General features: G+C 57.9%; 21 protein-coding genes and 2 pseudogenes. 15 read left to right on the top strand and 8 right to left on the bottom strand.

Annotated elements, in window-relative coordinates; all coding sequences use genetic code 11:
* Positions 1 to 77: 77 nt before the first annotated feature.
* From V8686_RS10935 to V8686_RS10920, 4 genes are all read left to right on the top strand, one after another.
* Complete coding sequence (locus V8686_RS10935) at positions 78 to 845, top strand: hypothetical protein (RefSeq protein WP_379704093.1); 768 nt, start codon at positions 78 to 80, stop codon at positions 843 to 845.
* Between the two features lie 50 nt (positions 846 to 895).
* Positions 896 to 3,625 (top strand): hypothetical protein, encoded by a 2,730-nt coding sequence (locus V8686_RS10930; protein ID WP_379704091.1) that lies wholly within the window; start codon positions 896 to 898, stop codon positions 3,623 to 3,625.
* A 125-nt stretch (positions 3,626 to 3,750) separates the two neighbouring features.
* Positions 3,751 to 4,311 (top strand): hypothetical protein, encoded by a 561-nt coding sequence (locus V8686_RS10925; RefSeq protein ID WP_379704089.1) that lies wholly within the window; start codon positions 3,751 to 3,753, stop codon positions 4,309 to 4,311.
* A 177-nt stretch (positions 4,312 to 4,488) separates the two neighbouring features.
* On the top strand, positions 4,489 to 5,187 hold the full coding sequence (locus V8686_RS10920) for a DUF429 domain-containing protein (RefSeq protein WP_379704087.1): 699 nt from the start codon (positions 4,489 to 4,491) through the stop codon (positions 5,185 to 5,187).
* A 166-nt stretch (positions 5,188 to 5,353) separates the two neighbouring features.
* Here V8686_RS10920 and V8686_RS10915 read toward each other — a convergent pair whose 3' ends face one another.
* Positions 5,354 to 6,424, bottom strand: a complete 1,071-nt coding sequence (locus tag V8686_RS10915) for a tyrosine-type recombinase/integrase (protein WP_379704085.1) — start codon at positions 6,422 to 6,424, stop codon at positions 5,354 to 5,356.
* A gap of 993 nt (positions 6,425 to 7,417) precedes the next feature.
* Between V8686_RS10915 and V8686_RS10910 the strand changes: the two genes are divergently transcribed.
* On the top strand, positions 7,418 to 7,957 hold the full coding sequence (locus V8686_RS10910) for a winged helix-turn-helix domain-containing protein (RefSeq protein ID WP_379704083.1): 540 nt from the start codon (positions 7,418 to 7,420) through the stop codon (positions 7,955 to 7,957).
* A gap of 4 nt (positions 7,958 to 7,961) precedes the next feature.
* Positions 7,962 to 8,402, top strand: a complete 441-nt coding sequence (locus V8686_RS10905) for a hypothetical protein (RefSeq protein ID WP_338742325.1) — start codon at positions 7,962 to 7,964, stop codon at positions 8,400 to 8,402.
* A gap of 535 nt (positions 8,403 to 8,937) precedes the next feature.
* Here the strand turns inward: V8686_RS10905 and V8686_RS10900 are convergent.
* The gene (locus V8686_RS10900; RefSeq protein WP_379704081.1) at positions 8,938 to 9,483 is read right to left on the bottom strand and encodes a hypothetical protein; all 546 of its coding nucleotides are present in this window, start codon (positions 9,481 to 9,483) and stop codon (positions 8,938 to 8,940) included.
* A 6-nt stretch (positions 9,484 to 9,489) separates the two neighbouring features.
* On the bottom strand, positions 9,490 to 10,005 hold the full coding sequence (locus V8686_RS10895; protein WP_379704079.1) for a DUF7437 domain-containing protein: 516 nt from the start codon (positions 10,003 to 10,005) through the stop codon (positions 9,490 to 9,492).
* Positions 10,006 to 10,824: 819 nt separating this feature from the next.
* Between V8686_RS10895 and V8686_RS10890 the strand changes: the two genes are divergently transcribed.
* From V8686_RS10890 to V8686_RS18460, 6 genes and pseudogenes are all read left to right on the top strand, one after another.
* A complete protein-coding gene (locus tag V8686_RS10890; protein ID WP_379704077.1) occupies positions 10,825 to 12,228 on the top strand; it encodes a permease in 1,404 nt (467 codons plus the stop codon).
* Positions 12,229 to 12,360: 132 nt separating this feature from the next.
* Positions 12,361 to 12,954 (top strand): helix-turn-helix transcriptional regulator, encoded by a 594-nt coding sequence (locus V8686_RS10885; protein ID WP_379704075.1) that lies wholly within the window; start codon positions 12,361 to 12,363, stop codon positions 12,952 to 12,954.
* Positions 12,955 to 13,079: 125 nt separating this feature from the next.
* A complete protein-coding gene (locus V8686_RS10880; protein ID WP_379704073.1) occupies positions 13,080 to 14,483 on the top strand; it encodes a multicopper oxidase family protein in 1,404 nt (467 codons plus the stop codon).
* Positions 14,484 to 14,713: 230 nt separating this feature from the next.
* Entirely contained in the window at positions 14,714 to 15,034 is a 321-nt protein-coding gene (locus V8686_RS10875) for a hypothetical protein (RefSeq protein ID WP_379704071.1), read from the top strand.
* Positions 15,035 to 15,091: 57 nt separating this feature from the next.
* Entirely contained in the window at positions 15,092 to 15,445 is a 354-nt protein-coding gene (locus tag V8686_RS10870) for an SHOCT domain-containing protein (protein ID WP_379704069.1), read from the top strand.
* Between the two features lie 95 nt (positions 15,446 to 15,540).
* A pseudogene (locus V8686_RS18460) lies at positions 15,541 to 15,708 on the top strand (DUF302 domain-containing protein); the annotation flags it as partial.
* A gap of 420 nt (positions 15,709 to 16,128) precedes the next feature.
* On the opposite strand, the pseudogene V8686_RS10860 reads toward V8686_RS18460, so the two are convergent.
* Together V8686_RS10860 and V8686_RS10855 are read right to left on the bottom strand one after the other, a co-directional pair.
* Positions 16,129 to 16,323 (bottom strand): annotated as a pseudogene (locus tag V8686_RS10860) (PIN domain-containing protein); the annotation flags it as partial.
* A 9-nt stretch (positions 16,324 to 16,332) separates the two neighbouring features.
* The gene (locus tag V8686_RS10855; RefSeq protein ID WP_379704065.1) at positions 16,333 to 16,545 is read right to left on the bottom strand and encodes a hypothetical protein; all 213 of its coding nucleotides are present in this window, start codon (positions 16,543 to 16,545) and stop codon (positions 16,333 to 16,335) included.
* A 168-nt stretch (positions 16,546 to 16,713) separates the two neighbouring features.
* Here V8686_RS10855 and V8686_RS10850 point away from each other — a divergent pair, with 168 nt between their 5' ends.
* From V8686_RS10850 to V8686_RS10840, 3 genes are all read left to right on the top strand, one after another.
* Positions 16,714 to 18,180, top strand: coding sequence for an ATPase domain-containing protein (locus V8686_RS10850; RefSeq protein WP_379704064.1), 1,467 nt, complete (start codon positions 16,714 to 16,716; stop codon positions 18,178 to 18,180).
* The gene (locus tag V8686_RS10845; protein WP_379704062.1) at positions 18,170 to 18,931 is read left to right on the top strand and encodes an ATP-binding protein; all 762 of its coding nucleotides are present in this window, start codon (positions 18,170 to 18,172) and stop codon (positions 18,929 to 18,931) included. Before V8686_RS10850 ends, V8686_RS10845 begins: the two co-directional genes overlap by 11 nt.
* Before the next feature lie 103 nt (positions 18,932 to 19,034).
* The gene (locus V8686_RS10840) at positions 19,035 to 21,104 is read left to right on the top strand and encodes a PAS domain S-box protein (protein ID WP_407343911.1); all 2,070 of its coding nucleotides are present in this window, start codon (positions 19,035 to 19,037) and stop codon (positions 21,102 to 21,104) included.
* A gap of 107 nt (positions 21,105 to 21,211) precedes the next feature.
* On the opposite strand, the gene V8686_RS10835 is transcribed toward V8686_RS10840, so the two are convergent.
* From V8686_RS10835 to V8686_RS10825, 3 genes are read right to left on the bottom strand one after another with little or no spacing between them, the layout of a single operon-like run.
* On the bottom strand, positions 21,212 to 21,463 hold the full coding sequence (locus V8686_RS10835; RefSeq protein WP_379704059.1) for a hypothetical protein: 252 nt from the start codon (positions 21,461 to 21,463) through the stop codon (positions 21,212 to 21,214).
* 3 nt (positions 21,464 to 21,466) lie between these two features.
* Positions 21,467 to 22,549, bottom strand: coding sequence for an Mrp/NBP35 family ATP-binding protein (locus tag V8686_RS10830; RefSeq protein ID WP_379704058.1), 1,083 nt, complete (start codon positions 22,547 to 22,549; stop codon positions 21,467 to 21,469).
* Between the two features lie 11 nt (positions 22,550 to 22,560).
* The gene (locus V8686_RS10825; RefSeq protein ID WP_379704057.1) at positions 22,561 to 23,277 is read right to left on the bottom strand and encodes a TorD/DmsD family molecular chaperone; all 717 of its coding nucleotides are present in this window, start codon (positions 23,275 to 23,277) and stop codon (positions 22,561 to 22,563) included.
* Positions 23,278 to 23,280 lie beyond the last annotated feature (3 nt).

The following is a 23,280-nucleotide window of genomic DNA, read 5'->3' as shown; positions in this document are numbered from 1 at the left end:
GGAATACTTATACCATCGGATATTTGTCATAATCGTGTATTGGGTCACATTCCGCGGCTGGTTCGATTAAGAGAAAGATGGTCAAGCCAGAAATCAGTGAGACGCAGTTCGTGTACGGCGCGACGAGCGAATTGGAAGATGGAAATTGGCGCTACCCGCTGATGCAGCCACCGCGATTTCCGACACAGAATATCGAGGGAGACATCGGATACGACGTGGATGCGCTGATATCGAACGGGGCCGGCATAGAACCACTATTCCTCCAATACAAGCGGTCGGAACACATGGTCGGGGCACAAGCCCGGCACTGGGAGGAGTTCCCCAGCGACTACTACAGATTCAAAATCAAGAACGCGAAGCAGCATAACACGCTCATCGAGACCGCAGACTACTATCCCCACACCTACTACGTGGCCCCCATCTTCTCCGAGATGTCAGAATACGCCTCCCACCATAGGAACGAGACGATTCTGGAGAATACGGTTTTCGCAACCTGCTTCGGTCTCCCGGAAATGGACGAGGGAGACAGCACTGATCGACATACAATCGGGTTCACGGAGAACCAGACCAAGTTCTTCTCAGAGCCGATGGAGCTCGATTCAGTAGTCGGACTGGAATATCTGCTCTCGGAGATACTCGAAGCTGACGAGAGCTTCACAGGGTTCGGTGAGATACGGGATTCGTTTGCTGAATTGACAGAGACCCTGCTGGCCGAAGTTGATGCGGAAATCGAACGTCCCGCCATAGATCAGTCTCCCTCCGATTGGATTCGAGCAGAGCAGGATTTTTTCAAGAAACTGGGGGTTGAGTTGGTGTTCCTGTTCGACGAGACAGACGACTCATAGACCGGAAACTCACAATCAAAACTATATCCTCGTCGTTCGATGCCTGATTGATGACCGATACCCTGTCTCCTCCGAACAGGGCCGATGTCGAGGGCGTTCTACGGAATTCTTCGGCTGTGGAGGAGATCATCTCATACGGAGACAACTGGATACAGGTGACTGGGGACTCCCGATCCCTGCTCTTGTGCTTAGGAGCTGAGGCTCTCGCTAACTCTGGGGGGTTGATAGAAGGTTCAGAGCTTCTGGATCCAGATGACTCCGGAGTAGTGTTCGCCACCGCCCCTATGGTACACGTATTGGGGATTTCGGATTACCACTGCGGTGGGGCCGAACGCCTGTCGTCTGACTCGACCGAGGCCTTTATTCAGGACCTCGGGGAGATGGTCTCCAAGTTGTTGGTTGACGGGTTCGATGATTATCCCGAGTTGACAACGGACGAGCTACCGCTCTTTTTCTCGAATATAATTTCTGATGAGGGCAATCACGAAGGGACGCCAATCAAGGGATCGGGCAGAACTCTAAGAGGACTACCGGTTGCATGGCCGCCGGATGTCGAGGAGGGCATGGTTGACCTGCTGGCGGACTGGCTACTCTTCGATAATCCAAAGAATATCGTCGACCTCTGCTCAGATGGATGGTCCCTCACCCACCGACTCCTTGACTACTGTCATCGGGAAGGTGATGTAACGTTGCGGCTTGTGGATCTGCCGAGCGAAGGGACGCGTGTGGGAAGGCTCGTCTCAGCATACCGCTTCCCGGGACAGCGACGGACCGAGGCAGTAGAGTGTAATCTGAACGACATTCTCAAAGAGCCAGCTGAACAAACCGATTTAGATCAATTTGAGGGCAACCCTGACACGGAAGATACGGCAGCGTCAGCCGTAGTCGCGGGCTTCTGCTCGGGACGGCCTCTCGACGTAAACGAATCACTCAAAGAGCGTGCTTCGGCGTTGAATCTGGGTCTCCCACCGAGACTCAGCCTACCGACGTATCTCACAGCCGAAGGAATTCAGTCGCTTGATGAGGGAGGGCGGGGAGTCTTCGTTCTTCCATTCAGGCAGCTCGCACGACAGTCTTTCCTCCAGTATATCTTTGATCAGGGCCAACTCCACTCGGTACTGTTACTAGACGATCCAGAGGAACCGGGAGAGGGAGCGCGCCGAAGTGTTGAGATTGCGATAGTCTTGTTCGAGAAGGATAGAAGTGACAACGATTCCAAGGCGGTCAGGCTCGTCGAGATGGAGGCACCGGAATTCGACCCACGGCTGAACCGTCTGGTACAAGCACCTATACAGCAGCTTGATTCGAGCGATGCTGCCGACATTACAGGCGTCTCATTTCATCTCGTGAACTCTGCAGACCTCCGGGAGCTGAACCCTCGGCTGGTACTGCGCGAACCCCAAATCGCCCCGTTCCTTCGAGCAGAAGAGACTCGCGAACTCGGAGACATAGTCGACAAGATACAGTATGGCGTCAAATCTGGTGCGAACGACTTCTTCTATCTGAATTCAGATGAGGTCGACCAATTAGACCTCCCGTCCAAATTCTTGACTCCCGTGCTGAGAGGGCCCCGTGACCCTGTTGATGAGGAAGGCCAGATAGTGACCGCAGGGAGTACCGATTTCTATGCTCTCGATCTGCGTGAATTCCTACAGCAGTTTGACGAAAATCCACCAGAGGAAACGGTACTTCGCGAACTTCGTCGGCAAGGTTTCAGAAGCGTAGCAGACTATATTGAATCCCATAAGGAACTCAGTGAGAGAGCATCGCTTCAGATGCGCGATTACTGGTTCTGCCCGTTCGATTCCTCGATAGACAATCCCCCAGACTTGCTGATAGGGAGGTTTTCAGACGGGACGTGGTATCGTTATCGGGGTGATGGTGCGATCATCGATCAGAGTTGGTATGGCGTGTGGTGCGGAGATACCGACCCCGATTCCCTCATCAGGCTGTTGAGCTCCGAGCCCTACGAGCTACTGATTCAGCACCTCGGACAGCCGATGTCACAGGTCCATTCCCAGTATACCATCCGAGACATCTCCCAACTTCCGATTAATACCGACTCGCTTGATGCTGGTCTGGACGAAATTACGTTTCCACCCGAGCGCCGTCGCGACCAGCGACAGCTGGATCAAGCCGTGGTCAATGGATGTAGTGAGCAAACCGTGAGAGAGGCACTTGCAACATTAATCGAGCCGGACGACCAATTCGCATGGGCGTGGTTTCTCTCCCCGGAAGAGTATGAGGAGTTCCAGAGGCAGTATGAAATAGGGGAGGAAGCGGCTAGAGAGTATGTAGCGGAGCGGCTCAGTGAGAGAGAGATACGGAAAATGCTCACCGAGATCGAGGAAAGTCCACTGCGGATGGAGCGCTGGGAGACGATGGCCGAGCTGGCTGAGGAATATCGAGAGGGTCACTATCGGCTGTTCATGTACGGAGCGACACCACAGTTTGAGGGATTCATCATGGACTGGGCTGAGAATAAGGAGTACCCGATATTCAAGCGAGATGGGAGACCATACGTACAGATTCCCGGGGATACTACTGAAGAAGAGGATCAGGAGATACCGAAAAGCCTCGGAGCGCTAATCGAGGCGTTCATTCCACGCGGATTCGGGGACTTTCTCCAAGACGATATCACGACTCTCAGAAACACGATCACGCATGGTGAAATTATCGAGATGTCGCACGAGCGAGCAGCGATTTGTTTCTTAGCTCTCCATACCTTGGCCCTACAGATCAGAGAAGACAGATTGGGGACCGAGGACTATACCCCTTGATTCAGGGAGGATCCGTCCGCCAATGACAAGTTCAAGATACTTGCTGACTTTTCGTGTGGGGCTGTCGGACCGTGTTTCTGTCACAAACGAGGAAGGCTTAGTATTTTCACCAGTCTCCATCTCGTATGGAACGGACTGTTGATGGAGAAGCGTGGGTGACGCGGGGATGGACTCGCGTACTGAACGTGTTGTACGAGACGGATGTGACTATCGGAATATCCCATATGCGCGTACCCGAAGAGGTCTCGGAGAGTGGTTACGAGACGGTTCAATCTCTGCCGAGTGACTCTACACTACTCTCAGAGACCGATTTGACTGAAGACCAAGCAATTACAGAATTGAATCATCTTCTCGGTGAGGAGTTAGTTCATTTCCTCCGGCCGTTTGACGATGACAGCATCGCTGTCTACAGGCTGACAGAGGAGGGCTTCAGAGTAGCACACGAATTACGACGGACAGAGAAGGAAGACCAGTGGCGTGCAGAGAGTCGGCAGATAAATATCGTACTCACGGTCGCGACGGGATTCTTAGCTGCAACCGCTGTTGGTCAAGCTATCCTCGCGTACTTTAACGAGCAACCACCGACCAATACGTGGTTCGCAATCACGTATGCCACCGTAGTTGTCGTGACGATATTGCTGCTGGTGGCTCGAAGCGGGGGACGAGGGCCGGATATCTGGGGATAACTACGTGGATTCGAACTTGTACGAGTTTGACTCCCGGAGGAGGTGCTCAACCATTTGGTTGACTACCTCGGCGGAACGCCCGGATATGGCGTGCCCTCAGGTATGAGAAAAGATGCCTTCGTTTTGAAAATGTAGCCGCCTAAATAATCTTATCACGACAGGAAGATGTTGTGACCTATGGTAACTCATCTTGGCGTCGACGCCTGTTCCGGCGGTTGGTTTGCGACAATCGTGGTGGATGACGATATCGATACAGAATGTTATCCCACCTTCGACGCGCTCTGGGCCACGCATGCGAACGCGGATCGAATCCTCGTCGACATCCCGATCGGCCTGCCTGATGAGGGGACCCGGGTATGTGATGAGGAAGCGCGGACGCTTCTCGGGTGTCGTGGCAGTTCGGTTTTCGATACGCTCTGTCGGCCACTCCTCAACGTGGCGGATTACGACGAAGCGAACGCGACGTACCGAGAACTAGCTGGGAAAGGGCTCTCTCAGCAGGCGTGGCACCTCCGCGAGAAGATTGAGCAAGTAGACACGGTAGTACGGCAAGATGAGAGAGCGGAAACCACACTCCGAGAGAGTCACCCGGAACTCTGTTTTTATGCTCTGAACGATGGGAATCCGGTCGCGTATAGCAAGAAGAGCGAGCGGGGGCGAGAGAAACGACTGGCCATTCTCGAATCGGAGCTTGCTGACGCAGAGGGTGTGTACGATGATTCAATGGATCGGTTCCTCAGGAAACACGTCGGTCGTGACGATATTCTTGACGCTTGTGCGCTTGCAGTCGCCTCTCGAAATGGATCACTAACCCACATCCCTGAGGCGTCGAACAGGGGTGACCCGTGGATGCGAATCTACTATCCAAATTGGTAGTCCGGTGCCTATTGGCTCTTAACTCTCTGATTGAGGTACTCTACCTCTGAATATGTCCCTGCCTCTTTCAATCTCCGCAAGAACTGTTGGTTACTGAGGACATCAAGAGGGCGAAAATAATGAGGGATGGATGCTGTTCGCCTGTTCGGAACCTTCGTGCCAACCCCTATAGGTCGTCGTAGTACCTCCGGCGTTGCTCCATTTTTCCTTGCTTCGTCCGTTCGTCGTAGTGCTTCTCGATCACACTCGGACTCACGTCGAACCGATCCGCGACAACGTCAATTGGTACGTCGTTCGCTCGCCAGTGCGTCATCACCGCTCGCCGCCACGGATGGGGGGACATACTCGACGGACATCCATAAGCGAAGTTGACCATCCGAGCGGATTCGCAGTTATCCGGTTCCAAGTCGTGCGGACACTCTTCCCCATATTTACACGGTCGTGTGAGCGCGTAGCTGATGTCTCGTAGCGTCTGTGTCGATGAACGCTTGCTTGCTCGTGGCTTTACCACGAGGGGTTTGCGGCCATACTCATCTTCGACATCGGGGCGCTGGTACTCGATGTAGTCGTTGAGAATCTCGACGCTGTGGTCTTTGAGAGCGACCAGTCGCTCGGAGTCTTTTCCGTTCTTCAGTGGAGTGTCAGTCTTCGGCCGGTGGTGGGTCTCGATGTGTGGGCCAACACGTGTTCCGTCAGGTAGGTCCATTGGTTCTGGCTGGAAGTCCTTCAGGTCGAGGCTACGAACGGCACCGATGCGGAATCCGCATTCGTGAAGGAGGTGTGCGAACACGTGCTCGAAGCTCGCAAACTGAAAGCGGTTGAGTCGCTCCAGAATCTTCTCTTGGGTCTCGTAGGGCACTACGTCGTGGTTGGCGTCGTCTTCGGAGAGGGTTGGACTCGTGACCGCCATATGAGTGTCTCTGGGGACACCTTCGATACTCTCGCAGAATCGCATGAATTTGCGTAGCGTGTCCATATTGTTCTTCAGAGTCGACCTTGCGAGAGAGCCTGCCTTGCTCCTCTTGGTTCGCCAAACTTTGAACGAGCGAAGATCTCGACCAGTGATGTCGTTGAGGTTGTCGAGTTCCTGTTCGTCGCACCAGTCGAGGAAGTGGTTTAGGCGGTGGCGGTGAGCACGGACTGTGCCGGCGGCCGCTCCATCGGTTTCCCGGTTGTTCAGATACAATTCGACTGCGTCTGATGGTTCGAGGGGTTCGAGTGTGTTCTGTGTTACCATGGTCTGGTCATCGAATGGCAACGAGCAGAGAACAGGGCGCGCGTTTGATCGCTCGCAGATGCCCACCGGCTTCGCTATGCGGGTTCAAATCGCGACGAATCCCGAGCCTGCGAGGGTTCGGAGCTGCGGGTCGGGCTACGAGTGAGCGTGCGAACGAGTAGCACGGTCCAACCTGCAGCGCCCATAATTCTTCCGCGAACGAAGTGAGCGGAGAATCATCGACCGCGAAGGATTTGAATCAGGGAGTGAAGCGAGCGAAGCGAGCGAAACGACCGTGGTTCAAATTCTGTAGCGCCCATCGCCGATTTCTCGTTCGTAATCGCACGACAACGGTGGGGTGATCGTCGGTATCACCATCTCTGAGTGCACTGCCGTTGATTTCGTTCAGCCACTGAACGATTCCGATCGACGGCGGGTTCGTCCCCTGGTTCGCTGTCTCTACGGCGTGGTGCACGGCCTCTAATCATTAGCCGTTGGACGTTTCTCGGACACGAGCAACTGGATCACAGCAACTTTGAGAGCTGACAGAGATTGGTTACGAGACTCCGTACTGTCGCCGAGTGAGGGTTCCGACGTAGCGTATCCGAGATGTCTCGGGTAGTACCCGAAAACGAAGTACCCAAATCGTGATTCTATCGTTGGATCGACTGGTAGTTATTGACACGGAGGTTCCACATCGAGAACTAGTAGACACGAATCTGGGGGCACTGGCAATCAGAGCCGACTCTCCGAATCGAATCCCACGCTGTTTGATATGATTTTGGAGACTTGCTGAATACAGAGCGCAACGACATGCTCGACAAGGTCGTCAGTGACAGATCGAAGTCAGTCAGGAAGTGACCGATACTGACCACGACCGCCGGACCGCGTGTGAACGAATGGAACAACGGCGTGACTACCTCGATGAATTATAGTGTGGCGACAATCATAGAGAAGATACAGAATAATTTTCTTTGGGAAACATATTTTATCTATCGGCGCAAAACGTCTCGCATGGGAACGGATTCTGGCCAGCCGAACGGCGACCCCGGGGCAATTACAGAGGCACGTGAAGACTGGAAGAGTTCAACCACCGCGTTGGAACGCGTCCAGCAAGTCGTCGAACAGACGACGACGCCGAAAACTGCGGGCGAAATCGCCGAGGAAGCACTCGTGAGTGAACCGACCGCTCGGAAGCATCTCAAGTCGCTGGTTGAGGTAGGTACGGCGGCCGCGACTGAGGAGGGTGGTGCGACGAAGTACGTCCGGAACGAGGATACGCTTCTGTACCAGCGGATTCGAGAGTTGGCGACGGAACACAGTCGCAAAGAGCTGATCGAGAGCATTCAACGGATGAAACGCCGTATCAAGAAATTCGAGGACGACTACGACGCAGCGTCGCCGGAGGACCTCGCAACCTCGCTGGGAAGCGACGCGTCAGAAGGCGCCTGGGAGGCGGTGTCCGAGTGGCAGACGACGGAACGGAACCTACATATCGCCCAGGCCGCAATCAACTACGGTCGGGCTCGCGATCTCGGTGCGGCGACGCAGTAGACCGATGGCGGACGACATCTCCGGGCCAATTGGCCCAGTCGACTATCCGATTCTCCAGCAGATTCGCGATTTGCTCTTGGAAGAGGAACCACTCGTCGAATCCACGACGTTTGATTACCCGATGAATCCGACCGAACTCATCGTCGAATTCTCGGCGGGATTGGACTCTCCGGGGCGCATGGAGATCACGTGGTGGAAACGTGGCGCATACCGCTATCACTATACTGAGCCTGCTGGCGTCGATTTCCGCTTCGATAACCATCCGAAAGAAGGCACTCCAAACGCGCATTTTCATCCACCACCGGACGCTGGGACACCAGAGCCGTCGTTTCTCGCCGGCGTGACCCAACCGCAGATCGTCACTAGGGCCGTCATTGCTCGCTGGCGCGGGGCAATGGTCGAGGATCAGAATATAGGATCTCTCAATTCCGAAGGTGATCGGTAGCCGGACAATTATATACAGTACCTTTGCAGATTTTATTATGTACAACACTGATCGGCGAAAAAACCGAGACCGATGACGTCCACTGGGTGATCGATGGAGTTTGCATCATCCGTTCTACGAGCCCGTGGGGCGTTCGTACGACCGCGATATCTTCCAAGCGGTGTATGCAGCACCCCTCGATTTCCACTGTTTCAGGCCCAACAAGGGACTCCGTTCTCCAAGCGACCGAGCGCCTGCAGCGCCCATCGCCGATTTCTCGTTCGTAATCGAACGACAACGGTGGGGTGATCGTCGGTATCACCATCTCTGAGTGCACTGCCGTTGATTTCGTTCGGTCACCGAACGATGGCGGTTTCGTCTCCCGGTTCGCTGTCTCTACGGCGTGGTGCACGGCCTCTAATCATTGGGTCGCTGATGTCTCTCGTTCATGAGCAACTGTGTCCCCACAAAATCGGGAGGTACTGGTCACGGAAACGCGACACTACATAGTTGATGGGAACGAGTATAGAACACGCTCGGTCATTCTGCCCTCGAATCAGTCGAACTCGGAGACGAAATCCTCGGCGAGTTCGGCAGCGAGTTCACTACCGGTGAGCCAGGTGATTTGCTCGTCGTCGAATCCGTAGTTCGGAAGTAGCGATTCGGCTGCTTCGCCGAGTGGAATATCGTTCGTGACGACGAGAACTCGATCCCCGACCCCATCAAGCAGGGTTTCGAGGGCCAGTCCCACGATTTCGGTATCCGCTTTCTCGACGACATCCTCCGATCGATCACTGGAGTTCGCGATGAAGTTCCGTGCCCGGTCCATCACCGTCGAGACGTCCGAGTCCGAATAGGCCGGACTCTCAGTAACCTTCATCCACCCCTCCTGCACTGCCTCGTCGACAGGGGATTGGTCAGGGGAATACGCGTTGAGTGCAGGATCGCCAGTCACCTCGGCGTACACCTGTGGCGAGATGCGAAAAACGGCATCACGCTGGCGGGCTTCGCGGGCGAGTGCTTGGAACCGCGTACCCTCACGTCGACCGCAACTGATGAGAGCCGACGAATCGATGAAGACGACTTCTCCGTCGCGTCCCATACTGGATCAGGCCTCGACGACGGGGCGGAGTGCATCCAGAACGACGCCTGCTTCCAAGGGGGAAAGGTCCTGTTCACGAGCCATAATCCGGTGTGTGACGGACCCCTCGGCGTATTCGCGGGCGTAGTCGAGTGCGACGGCGAGCCCGTCGAGTCCGTGGCGGTCGATGTACGTATCGACGTCGTCATCCCGCATTCGACGGGCGATCGCCTCGACTAGCTCCGGCGTGATTCGTCGTTCGGCATCGCCCGCGACCAGTTGGAGGTCGATCTCGTGAGCCGTATATTCCGCCGGCCGTCCGTCGTTCGACTGTTCGACGAAGCCTGCGGCTTCGAGGTCGTCGACGTATTCGTAGACCGTTCGTTGTGGGAGATCGAGCGTCTCGACGACATCCTGGATCGTCGTCTCCGGATGATGGTCGATATACGTGTAGATCCACGCTTTTCGGGGATTCCCGAGGAGCGCGAACACCTCGCCACCAGTATCGAGTGGGGTATCCCAGTTCGCTTCTCTCGTCGCCATCAGTAATAGCAAGTTGCACGCAAATTGCAATAAGTCTTGTTGAGATGGAGTCGTCACTGACATCAGCGTTCTACGAGCGCGCGGAGGGCTGTCGTACGACCGTGATATCTTCTCAGCCGTGTTTTTCAGTGTATTCAGTACCCTTCGATTTCGACCGTTTCAGGCCCAGCAAGGGACTTCGTTCACCGAGCGACCGAGCGCCTGCAGCGCCCATCACCGAATTTTCGTTCGTAATCGCACGATAGCGGCGGGGTGATCGTCGATATTATCGTCTCCGTATGCACTGGTGTTGATTTCGTTCGGCCACTGAACGATTCCGAACGGCGGTGTTTCGTCCCCTGGTTCGCTACCGCTACGGCGTGGTACATGGCCTCTAATCAGTGGCCCATTGAACGTCCCCAAGTCACGGTCGACTGTCCTCCAACAAAAACGAGAGTTAGTGGGCTTTGGTTACAGGAACTCCCATTGCCGTTGGGTGGCCGGACCGACCACGGTAGAAACACATGATTTTCGCCGACGTGCTAACTGCAGGGAGTATAACAACGACTGAGACAGCGGGATTCTAAGATCAATCGTGAATGTGACTACCCCACTAGCAGAACGATTTCCGAGAGGTAGAATCTCGAACCAGTAGCGGGGCTTCCCGCCGCTCAGAACAGCCGTTCGAGGAGGCCACGGTCGCGGTGTTTCTCCGCGAGCCGTACCGAACACTCCACATCGCCGATACTGTCAAATACCTTTGAATGAAAGATTTACTCCTCCCACTGCCTCGGTTTCTTAAGAAAAAACAACAAAACAGATGGCTGCGATAGTCTAGATATGCAAGCCGCCCTCGTCGACGGAATCCTCGAGTCGTTGCGGATCGGCGTCGGGTTCCTCTGGACCGCCGCGTGGGCGATCATCATGGGGCTCGTCATCACGAGTCTCGTCCAGGTCTACGTCTCGAAGGAGCGGATGGCCCAGATCCTTGGAAATGATGACCTGAGTGGACTCACCAAAGCAACGGTGTTCGGCGCCGCGAGTAGCGGCTGTAGCTTCGGGGCCGTCGCTATTGGGAAGGGGCTGTTCAAGAAGGGTGGTCACGTCGTGAACGTCCTCGCGTTCATGTTCGCCTCGACGAACCTCATCGTTGAGCTCGGTCTGATGATCCTGATCCTCCTCGGCTGGGAATTCTTGGTAGCGGAACTCCTCGGCGGCATCATCCTCATCGCCGTGATGGCGCTGCTCGTCCACGTGACACTCCCCGAGAACCTCTTCGACGAGGTGCGGCAGGAACTGAACGAACGCGACCAGGAACACGGTGTCACCGAGGATCCGACCTGCGGGATGGAAGGCAAAGACGAGTACTCGCTGACGACCGACGGTGGCGAGACGCTAACGTTCTGCTCGGAAGGCTGTATGGAAACCTATGAGCAGGAGACCGCAAGTAGCGGCGGGTGGAACGATGAACTGCTCTCGTGGGGGGGCTGGTACAAAGTCGGGAACCAATACCGCAAGGAGTGGTCGATGATCTGGAAGGACGTCGTTGCGGGGTTTCTCATCTCGGGGTTCGTCATCGTGTTCGTCCCACAGTGGGTGTGGAACACACTCTTCCTCCAAGGCGATGGGTTGCTTGTCAGCGCGGAGAACGCGGTTATGGGCGTCGCCATCGCGGTTCTCAGCTTCGTCGGCAGCATGGGCAATGTCCCGTTCGCCGTCGCGCTCTGGGGCGGTGGGGTCAGCTTCGCGGGCGTTATTGCGTTCGTATACGCCGATCTCATCACTATCCCCGTCCTGAACGTCTATCGGAAGTACTACGGCTGGAAGGTGATGCTGTACATCCTCGGAATCTTCTTCGTGACCATGGCGTTCACGGGCTTCCTCATGGAGTTGCTATTCGACGCCTTCGGCATCGTCCCGGATCTGGCTGGAGGAGAGACTGCAACCGAACAGACGTACTTCGAACTCAACTACACCTTCTACCTCAACATCATCGCGTTCGCCCTCTCTGGTTTCCTCCTCTATGTGTATCGTCGTGGCCTCGGTGCCCCCGGCCAGTACCGCGACCCCGTCTGTGGGATGCGAACCGACGACAGTGGGCCGAGCCTCTCCCACGATGGCGAGACGTACTACTTCTGTTCGGATCGATGCAAGCGATCGTTCGAGAAGCACCCCTCCGAATTCGCACAGCAACACCCACAGGTCTCGGAGACGGGGTCTTCCCAGAGCCATGAACATCACTGAACGCCGCATCGTGATATCGAGTTTCGCGGCCAGGCAGCCCCGAATATTGCGTTTGTCAATCACAACTTGTACAGCGATGTCTCACAAATTCACATGTATGAGCAAGTACCTCGGCGGATCCCGGTGGGAGAGATGAACCGACGGCGAGCCGATACAGTAGTCGGTGGCTTGGTCGCTGCCGTCCTCATCGTCGGCGGGGTACTCAGCTGGCAAGCGTACCAGCAACAGCAGGCCTTCGACCAGATGGGATCGATGATGGGGACATCGATGGGAGCAGTTCATGGAACGAATCCGCTCTGGTACGTCCTCGGAACCCTCCTCGTCTCGGCTGTCATCGGTGGGGGATATCTCGTGATTCGGGACGAACTCAGTAGCACGGACGTCCCCGACCGCTCACAGATGGAGATGACGAATTCGACCGATCCTGAGAGTGTCGAATCACCGGAGGGGGACACCCAATCAGCGGGAGATATCAATCCAGAGGCTCAGCCACGGGCTCGCGTATTAGACCTCTTGCCAGATGATGAACGCCGTATCCTCGAACCAGTTCTCTCCTCACCCGGCATCACACAGATCGAACTCAGGGACCGCTCGGACTTCTCGAAGAGCAAGGTGAGCCAGACGGTGAGCGCTCTCGAGAAACGCGGCCTGTTGTACCGCGAGCGACAAGGGCGGACGTATCGTATCTATCCGAGTGACGACCTACAAGAGAAGCAAATGAACTAGCGGGCCATTCCCGCCGTTTCAGAACCATTCATCGGAGTCGTAGGTGCTGAAATCGAACCGATCGATGGTCGTATGAGCCTCCTTCAGCGCGAGGCCTATACTCGCCGACCACGAAAACAAGGGAAATGACTTCCACAAGATTCTCCCGCCGCAGGCTTCTCCAGTTGACGGGCGCATCTACTCTCGGAGCGCTCGCGGGCTGTGCCGGTCGGCTACCGGGTACCGACGATGACGGTGGTCGTGAGGTAACGCCACGCTCGACAGTCACGTCCGATCCAGATAGCTCCGTCAGTCTCACCGCGGGGTCCGGGACGATTCGGCCAGCCCCCGAGACGTCGACGACTAACTGGATGTACGAGGGTCAATATCCGGGACCAGAATTACGCGTTCAGGAGGGTGACGTACTCAGCGTCGAGTTGACCAACAGCCTCCAGAAGGCGACGACGATTCACTGGCACGGGGTCCCGGTTCCGAACCCGGTCGATGGTGTGCCGAACGTGACGCAAGAACCCATCGCCTCCGGTGAGACGTTTACGTACACGTTTCGTGCCGAACCCTCTGGCACGTACTTCTATCACAGCCACGTCGGACTCCAACTCGACCGGGGATTGCTGGGGCCATTGATCGTCGAAGAACGCGAGCCACACGTCGAGTACGATCGCGAGTACGTCGTCGTCGTCGACGATTACCTCCCTGGAGAGCCGGAACTCCCCTCCGGCAGCGGCAGGGGTGGAGGTGGGATGATGGGTGACGTTCGTCCACCGTACGAGGGTCTCCTGATCAATGGTCGGCTTCCAGAGGATCCACCGAGGTTCGAAGTGGCAGAAGGAGAGCGGGTGCGCCTCCGGTTCGTGAACGCCGGGAGCGCGACAGTCTTCGGTGTGCGAATCGCAGGCCACGAGATGACGGTGACCCACGCCGATGGTCGACCTGTCGAACCCGTCGACGTGGACTCGTTCGTCTTCGGGGCCGGTGAGCGCTACGACGTCGTGATCGAGGCGACGAACCCGGGCACGTGGGCCGTTCAAGCGGATGCGCTCGATGGAAACGAACCACCAGCCAGGGCTGTTGTCGAGTACGAGTCAGCGGGCGGCGGGAGCCCACAGCGTCCGTCGTCGGTCAGTAACCGACTGCAGTACGGAGACTTGCGGTCGATCTCCTCGCTCGACGGGGTGAGTGGCGAGCCGGATCGAACGTTCGATCTGACGCTCTCACGGGGCAGAGGCCAGTCCTACACGTGGACGATAGACGGGCAGGCCTACCCGGACGCCGATCCGCTCCAGGTCCGGCCCGACGAACACGTCCGGATTCGGATGACCAATCAGAGCCCGGTCGTTCACCCGATGCACCTTCACGGCCACTTCTTCCAAGTCGGCAACGCGATCAAAGACACGGTCATCGTTCCGGGACATCGAGGGCAGGTGACGATCGACTTCCACGCCGACAATCCCGGCCGGTGGTTGTTCCACTGTCACAACCTCTACCATCTCGATGCAGGAATGGCGCGTGTCGTGAGATACGTCGAGTAACTCGGTTGAAGCCCCGGTTTCGGATCGGTCAGGCTGCCGTTCGTGTGGTCGTGGTCCTGTCCTGAGAGGAGGGTCGAGTGCTAATCCAGCGAATTCGAGCCGGATGAACGATTCTATTCCTGAAAAACGGTTAGATCGCCCTATACACGTTATCGAACGTTCTCCTGTGTAGATTCACACCCACGTCGATAACTCCAGAGGGGTCCTACGAGTAACCGAGGAGAAAGACAATGACCACCTTCAAACTCGGCCGCTGGCTGCTCGTGGCCCTCGCGATTGTCGGACTCGCGTTTGCCGCGCCCGTTGTCAGCGCACACGGCAACGACACGACCGCTGACGGCACGCCCACGGACAATGCCACCGCAGATGAATGGGCCACTTGGATGGAAACGCAGATGACCGAACACATGGGTCCGGGTGCTGTCGAGTGGATGGAGTCGCACATGGGTGTGACCGTCGACGAGATGGCCCAGGACATGGCTGACGAGGAATACCATGGCGGGGCTGACGACGACCACGACCGCGGGATGTACGGGCAGGGCCACTGCTGACGGCTCTAACCGTTTCGATCGCTCCAACTGAACACCGCGATTCACCAACTCAAGATAATGACGCAACTCACCACTCACATCGGACGCACTGCTCGTCGACTCGCGATCCTCGCCGTCCCGCTGCTGGTCGCGGCGACTGGAACGGCTGCTGCCCACGGTAGTGGGAGCTACGGCGGCGGCATGATGGGCGGCGGCTGGGGCCTCTTCGGCGGAGCGATGGGGCTCTGGGGACTCCTCTGGATGGGGCTCCTCATCGCCGTCCCCCTCTACCTCGTCTATGCGCTCCTCAACCGAGGATCCGGTGGGAACGAAGAGCAGTCGCTGTCGGTTCTCCGTGAGCGCTACGCCCGCGGGGAGCTCTCGGATGAGGAATTCGATCGACGGCAAAAACAGCTCGAACGCACCGGATGACTGGAACAGTTGCTGTTCCAGCCGATACATCACACTCCCAACGCCCGCCGTTGCGGCACCCAACCGTTGACCCCGTGGACGAGGTATAATAGCATATCGAATACACAATACAAACGTCAGTCACTGGCGATTTCGACGATGTCGTCGACACGACAATCGCAGCGCTCGAAGACGAAGGATTCGGCGTCCTCTGTGACATCAACATCCAGGCGACGCTCGAGGAGAAACTCGGCGAAGAATTCCGTCAGTACCGCATTCTCGGTCTTACGCTCCAACGGACGATTCGTTCACTAACCGACCGAGCGTCTGCAGCGCCCATCGCCGATCTCTCGGTCGTAATCGCACGATAGCGACGGGGTAACCGTCGCTGTCATCGTCTCTGAGTGCACCGGCGTTGGCTCGTCCAGCAATTCCACGACGTGTCGGACGCGCTCACGCCCGCTCATACTCTCCGTCCACGACCCCGGAGTCGGTTCAGTCATCGTACTAGCTCTCACACTGCGAGATACAGATACTGTGTCTTCGTTAAAATATTCAAAATAGCGGGCGGTTACCTACGGACGTGTCCCTCAGCAACCACCCGAAAACAGGAGATAGCAGTGCTTGCTACAGTTCTCGCCGAAGCACCGTGTCGATCCGGTCATTATCGCCGCCCCATCCTCACAACGTCACGCTGCCTTTCGGAGGTCGACGAACTGCGCCACTCGGTCCGGTTCCGTCCCGGACTTCTCCACGATCAACGGCTCGTAGTTCTCGAGTTCGTCGTAGACGAACGCGGGAGTCAGGAGGTCGGGGTCGAGCGTGACGATGAGTTCCCGCGTTTTCGAGTCGGCGATGAGTGCAGAGATGACGACGTTGGCGTCGACGACCAGTTTCATTCGCCGTGTCTACGCCGACTCCTCGTCAACGTGGTTGTGCTCACTCCCGTTGATCCTCTCGGTGATTTCCTGCACGTCGCTCTCGGTGAGTTCGTCCAACACTCCGAGCGCGTCGATTTTCTCTTCGATCGCCTGCCGCGTGACCTCGCTCCAGTTGATCTCCGGATGCCGCTCCATTCGCTCTTTGAGGTCGTCGCCCACGTTGACCGTGATAGTGGGCATACAGAACACTATGGGATCACACAATACTGTGTTTTCCGGCAGATTCAGTAGCTCTCGAATTCGGCCACCTCTCGCCTGAAAGGACGAGTCGTTCACCGACGGAACGTTCTGGCGATTACTCTGGAGCAAGTACGAAGATACATATGGCGCCAGAGTACTAGTTTCTACATGAGCGAACCGGATCATAAGGACCAAGAGCGGGTCGTAACCGGTATTCCGGGCGTGGACGATATTCTCGGCGGCGGCTATCTCCCCGAGTCCGCCACGCTCGTGCGAGGCGACCCCGGCTCTGGCAAGTCGATCTTTTCGTTACACTTTCTCGCTGCTGGTCTGGATACGGACGAGACCGGGCTGTACATCAACCTTGGCGAACCGGAGGACTACATTCGGGATACTGCCCGGCACTTCGGCTTCGCTATCGATGCGATCGAGTTCCTCAACCTCTCTGCCTCTGGCGACCAGTTTCAGGGCGAGGAGACGTACACCCTGTTTGAGTCCGGTGAAGTGGAAACGCCCTCGCTCGTTGAGAGCATTCGCGCGGAGGTCCAGGAGATCGACCCGGATCGGGTCGTGGTGGATCCAGTCACCGAGTTCCGGTATCTCGCCCCCGACGAACACCAGTTCCGGTCTCAGATCCTAGGCCTGATCAACTTTCTCAAAAGCGAGGGCGCGACGGTCCTGCTCACGTCACAAGCTGCCGCGTCGATGCCCGACGACGATCTGCAGTTTCTCGTCGATGCCGTCATAAACATGCAAGCGGAGCCGGATCGCCGAACGATCCACGTCTCGAAGTTCCGTGGCTCCTCTGTCCGGTCCGGTCACCACACGCTCCAGATCACCGACGATGGTATGCGGGTGTGGCCACGACTCGATCCCAACCGCCACGAGCGAGAGCACAATTCGACCAAACTCTCCTCGGGTGTTCCGGCACTGGACTCACTGTTGTCGGGTGGCCTCACCACTGGAACGATCACGTTTCTGAGCGGCCCGACAGGGGTCGGCAAGACAACGACTGGCCTCCAGTTCATGAAAGAGGCCGCAGGCCGAGGCCAGCGCTCGGTCCTGTACAGCTTCGAAGAAGACCACAACACCCTCTTCGAGCGCGCGGAAGCCGTCAACATCCCTGTGACCGAAATGATCGACCGGGGGACGCTCAACGTAGAGGTGATCGGCCCTGAAGAGCTCACGATCGACGAGTTCACCCACCACGTCCGATCGGAAGTCGAAGAAAACGACGCCGAAATCGTGATGATTGACGGGACCAGCGGGTTCGAGCAGTCGCTACGCGGCGTCGACGAAGACCCGATGCGGGACCTCGTCAAGATCGGTCGCTACCTCCGCAACATGGGCGTGACCGGACTGGTGACGAACGAAGTCCACAACATCACCGGTGAGTTCCGTGCGACCGACCAAGGCATGAGCTATCTTGCTGACAGCATCGTCGTCCTACGCCATGTCGAATACAAGGGCTCACTCCGGAAGGTGATCGGCGTCCTCAAGATGCGCACCAGCCAGTACGAAAACCAGCTCCGGGAACTGGAGATCACCGAACACGGCCTGCGGGTCGGGGACTCGCTGCCCGAACTCCGAGGGATTCTCACCGGCACACCGACCTGGGATGACGATGGAGACTGAGTCACTGGCGCTTGGAACCGCCGACCGGCCTGGGACAGCGACATCACCGGCCCGAGTCGTACCGATACTGTCGCGTGTGGGCAATCAACGAGTACGTCTCAACTGGCTCCAGCAACAAGGCAAGTACGAGAGTGTCTCAGACGACGCCGCTGTACTCTCAGAGGCCGACATCGACATCGTTCTTCTCGATTCGTATGCGCTCCGGGAGTACGATACCGAGATCCGAGAGCGGAAGGCAGACGCAGATACTATTCTCCCGGTGTTGCTCGTGAGGTCTGACACCGGCGTTTATACACTTGGTAGTCGGGAGCAGACTGAGACGGAGCCGGAGGTCCCGGAGCTTGTCGATGACGTTCTGACGACACCGACCGACACCGTGGAGTTCCGAAATATACGTGACACGTTCGGGCGCATCAGGGCCCAGCCGATCGCACTGGAAAGCAAGACCGACCAACTGCTGTTGTTGAATCGCATCACCCGGCACGATATCCGCAACGAGATGAACGTCGTCATCGGCTGGACCGAACAACTCGCAGACCACACTGACGACGCAGGCGATCAGATACGCCAACGAGTCCTGGACAGTAGCCAGCACGTCGTGGATCTCACGAAAGCCGCGCGGGGAGTCGTCGACACACTCCAGACGGCTGGAGCCCCGGACCTAGAGGCAGTCGCCCTCGAAGACGCGGCAACCGACGAACTTCCGAAAGCGCCATCGACTGGGGTGAATACCGATGACAATGACTCCTGAAGCGGTGCGCGAATCCCGGAGCCGGGTCCTCCCACTCATCGCGGATTCGGGCAATCGCCAGTTGCTCGAAAAATGGATCGACGACCACCCCTCCTACGAATCCGTGGACGTCTCGGGAGATATTGAGGACGCTGACTTCGATGTCTGTATCATCGACAAAGGGGCGTTCCAAGAACACCTCGATGCGCTCCGTGCGAAGAAGGCGGCGGCGGCGCCCGTTTTGCTTCCGTATCTCCTGTTGCTCCCGGAGTCCGGGGCGGATATCATCGAGTCAGATGCCGGTCAGCTTGCCGACAACGTGGTCACGGAAACGATCGACGAGATCGTCTCGCTGCCGATCCAGCAGGCCGAACTCAGCTGGCGACTCGAAGCGTTGCTCCGACTGCGGAATCAGTCGCTCACCTTGCGAGAACGAGAGCGCGAACTCGAACGCCAGGTCGATCTCTTCGAGAAGGCGCAGGATATTGCGGACGTCGGAGCTTGGGAGTACGACATCGAGGCTGAAGAGGGGTGGTGGACCGACGAGGTTCGCCGCATCCACGCGCTTCCAGACGACACGACGCCGTCTCCGGAGCTGAGCCTCCAACATTTCCACCCCGAGGACCGATCGATTGTCGAAGAGGCATTCGAGACGGCTGTCGAGGAGTGCGAGCCGTACGATATCGAAGCCCGGATCATCGATGCGGAGGACAACCAGCGATGGGTGCGAACCAGGGGCGAACCGCAGTACGAAGACGGGGAACTGGCCCGCGTTCGGGGGACGATACAGGACATCACCGAGCGCAAGGAGCGCGAACTTGACCTCCAGCGCATCAAGCAAGCGGTCGAATCCGCTGGCCACGCGATCCTTATCACCGACCCCGACGGGAGAATCGAGTACGTCAACTCGGGCTTCGAGGAGACGACCGGCTTCACCCAGGCAGAGGTCGTCGGTAAGACACCGCACGTGTTGAACTCCGGTGAAATGTCGGATGGGTATTTCGAGGACTTCTGGAACACCATCCTCTCTGGGGAGGTGTGGGCAGAGGAGATTGTCAACCGTCGGAAGAACGGGGAGACGTACACGGCGATGCAGACGGTCGCACCCGTCACCGACGGTGACGAGATTCACGCGCTCGTGGCAGTCCAGGACGACATTACGGAACGCAAAGAGCGAGAGGAGACACTCGAACGGCGGACGCAGGCGATCGACGAAGCGCCAGTCGGCATCACCATCACTGATCCGGAACGGGAGGATAACCCGATGATCTACGTCAACGATGCGTTCGTAGACCTGACGGGCTACACACGTGCGGAAGCAGTCGGGGAAAACTGTCGATTCCTCCAGGGTGAGAGCACCGACCCGGATCAGGTTGCCGAAATCCGGGAGGCGATCGATGCAGAAGAACCGATATCGATTGAGCTCAAAAATTATCGCAAGGACGGAACGGAGTTCTGGAACCACCTGGAAATTGCGCCCGTACGAGATGATGCCGGTGCTGTCGTCAACTACATCGGATTCCAACAGGATGTCACGGGGCGCAAGGAGCGCCAACGACAGTTAGAGGTTCTCGATCGGGTGTTACGCCACAACCTGCGCAACGATATGAACGTGGTTCGAGGACGAGCCGAGACGATCCACGCCGAGACGTCGGGCGAGGTTGCAGCATCCGCCGAGAAGATCGTGGACACGAGCGATCAACTGATCGAACTAGCAGAAAAAGAACGTCAGATAACGGAATTGCTTCGGGAGCACCCGGCACATGACCAGATCAAGGTATGTGATCGTGTCCAAGACGTTGTTTCGAGTGTTGGTTCGGAGCACCCGGACGCGACAATTGCCGTTGAATGCCCCGACGGCGTAACTGTTGAGGCGATGCCACAGTTTGGGCAGGCGATCACAGAACTCGTTACGAATGCGGTCATCCACAACGATTCGCCGTCGCCTGAAATCACGGTTACCGTCACCCAGACTGACGAGACGGTTCGTATCGCAATAGCCGACAGCGGGCCACGAATCCCCGAGATGGAGCGAGACTTATTGGTAGACCAACCGGAACAAACGCCGCTGTATCACGGGAGCGGTCTCGGGTTGTGGCTCGTGAAGTTAATCACCGCCCGGTCGGGCGGTACCATCACAGTCGAGGAGAATTCGCCGGCCGGCAACATCGTCAGAATAGAACTGTCACGGTGACAGTTCCGTCCGGGTTCGGGCAGTGCTTACGCGCTTTCCCGCCAGTAGACGAGATCAGACCAGTCACTCGCAGGGTCTGCGCTGTTCTGTGATACGACTATTCTGGATCAGCGTGTCATAAAAAACGTCTCACGGCCACGAGAAGCGGTCTGACTGGGCCGGAAGATGATCGGTGTGTTCGCTATCTTGGTGAAATGAACCGCCGCTGTCGCTCGGCTGAGAAACAACTTCACAGTAATAACAGCCACCGCTTTGTTTGCAGCATCGAATCGCTGGCGATGGCCGCCGGCGAGGACGACCCCCTCATGGAGGGTGAGCGCGTTGGCGGTAGCTGTGCCGTCGGAATCCGCACCGACCATCTCTCAGTGACCGCCCTCCGTGGATGCCTGCTGCTGGTGGTGGCGTCGTAGCACGCCAACTTTGTTCGCAACCGTCGCCGCTAGGTCTCGGAATGCTTCCGCAGTCTTCGCATCGTCCTGACGAACGATCGGCTTGCCGGCATCAGCGCCCACACGGATCGCCGGATCCAGCGGAAGCGATCCGAGGTACGGGACATCGACTGCGTCGGCCAGCGCTCGGCCACCGTCTTCACCGAAGATCTCGTGAGCGTCGCCGCAACTAGGGCAGACGAAGCCGCTCATATTCTCGACGACCCCCAACACGTTGGTCTGGTACTCGCCGAACATCTCGACACCTCGACGGGTATCGCTCACGGCAACGGACTGCGGTGTCGTGACGACGACAGTCCCCGTGACTGGTAAGTGCTGAAGCACCGTCAGCTGGACATCACCGGTACCCGGCGGGAGATCCACGACGAGGTAGTCCAGCGTTCCCCATGAAACGTCGGCAAAGAGGTCAGTGAGGGTATTCTGTGCGACCGGACCGCGCCAGACCACCGGATCGTCGTCTTCGATCATCAGTCCGACACTCATCAACTGGAGCCCGTGGGCGGTCGGTGGTTCAATTCGGTCTTCGCCGTCGACGGTCGTCACATCGGGATCGGTGTCGGCGCCGAGCATCTGCGGGACGTTCGGACCATACACGTCGGCGTCGAACAGCCCGACGTTCGCCCCGCGGTCGGCGAGGCCGGCGGCGAGGTTGACGGCGACAGTGCTTTTTCCGACACCGCCTTTTCCGGAGGCGACGGCGATCACGTTTTTGACGCCAGGCAGAACCGACGATTCGGCAGAGTCGAACAGCGGTACGTTCGCCGAGAGCTCGACATCGACCCCCGCATCGTCGGCGACCTCACGGACGCGCTCCGCGATGGCGGCCTCGTCAGGGGCGTGCGGCGCGCCGAGTGCGAGCTCAACGGCAGCGGTCCCGTCGTCGACGACAATATCGGTGACGAGTCCGGCAGTAACGATGTCGGTGTCGAGCGCCGGGTCGTCGACGTCGCGGAGGCGATCACGAAGGTCGGCGTCTGAGAGGTTTGTGGTTGTCATCCGGCGAGTGGTTACGAGGGTGAGGTTTCGGACGGCTGTCGATCGGCCTGTACGACTTCTCGTGCGTCCCACGCGGTGAACGTTCGCGCGAGACGGGCGATTGCGGCGAAGACGCCTTCGACCGTGTCGCTGCTCGCGACGGCCGCTTCGAACCGGTCGATCCAGCCCAGACGGGAGAGCGTCTGGGCCTGAAGTTCGCGGACTGCGTCGAGGGTCGCTTCGGTTTCGCCGCCTTCGAGGAGCGCCGCCTCTCGCTCGCAGAGTGCGCGCATAAACTCGAAGCAGGCGGCGACGTGGTCGGGGATGTCGTCGCCGCGCTCGGGCGAGAACTCGGCGGCGGCGTACAGCCGCGCCATATCGGCGGCCGGATCGCCGAGGAGCTCGCCGGCCTCGCCGGCGGTGTGGTACCGCGAGTCCGACTCGAACGCCTCGCTCGGATCGGTCGCGTGAGCGGACGCGAACGGGGGGACGTAGTGGGTTCCCGGCACGACGAACAGGGTGTCGTACCCGACGCCCAGCGAGTCGGCGCCGTAGTCGTCGCCGCGTAGGTCCGCCGTCTCGATGTCGATCGGGAATACCTCGGCAACGGCCGCGAAGGCCCCTTGATCGAGCGCGGCAGCGGTCGTCTCGGCCTCGCCGTCGAAAGTCGCGGCCAACAGCCCGTACAGCCGGGCGCGGGCCGTCGCCATCGCCGCCTCGTCGTGGCCGCCGTCTGTGTGCGTGGGCATTTC

Origin of the sequence: Haloplanus litoreus, from assembly GCF_045690335.1 — an archaeon.
GTDB lineage: Archaea > Halobacteriota > Halobacteria > Halobacteriales > Haloferacaceae > Haloplanus > Haloplanus litoreus.
This window is presented reverse-complemented; position numbering and strand designations above follow the sequence as displayed.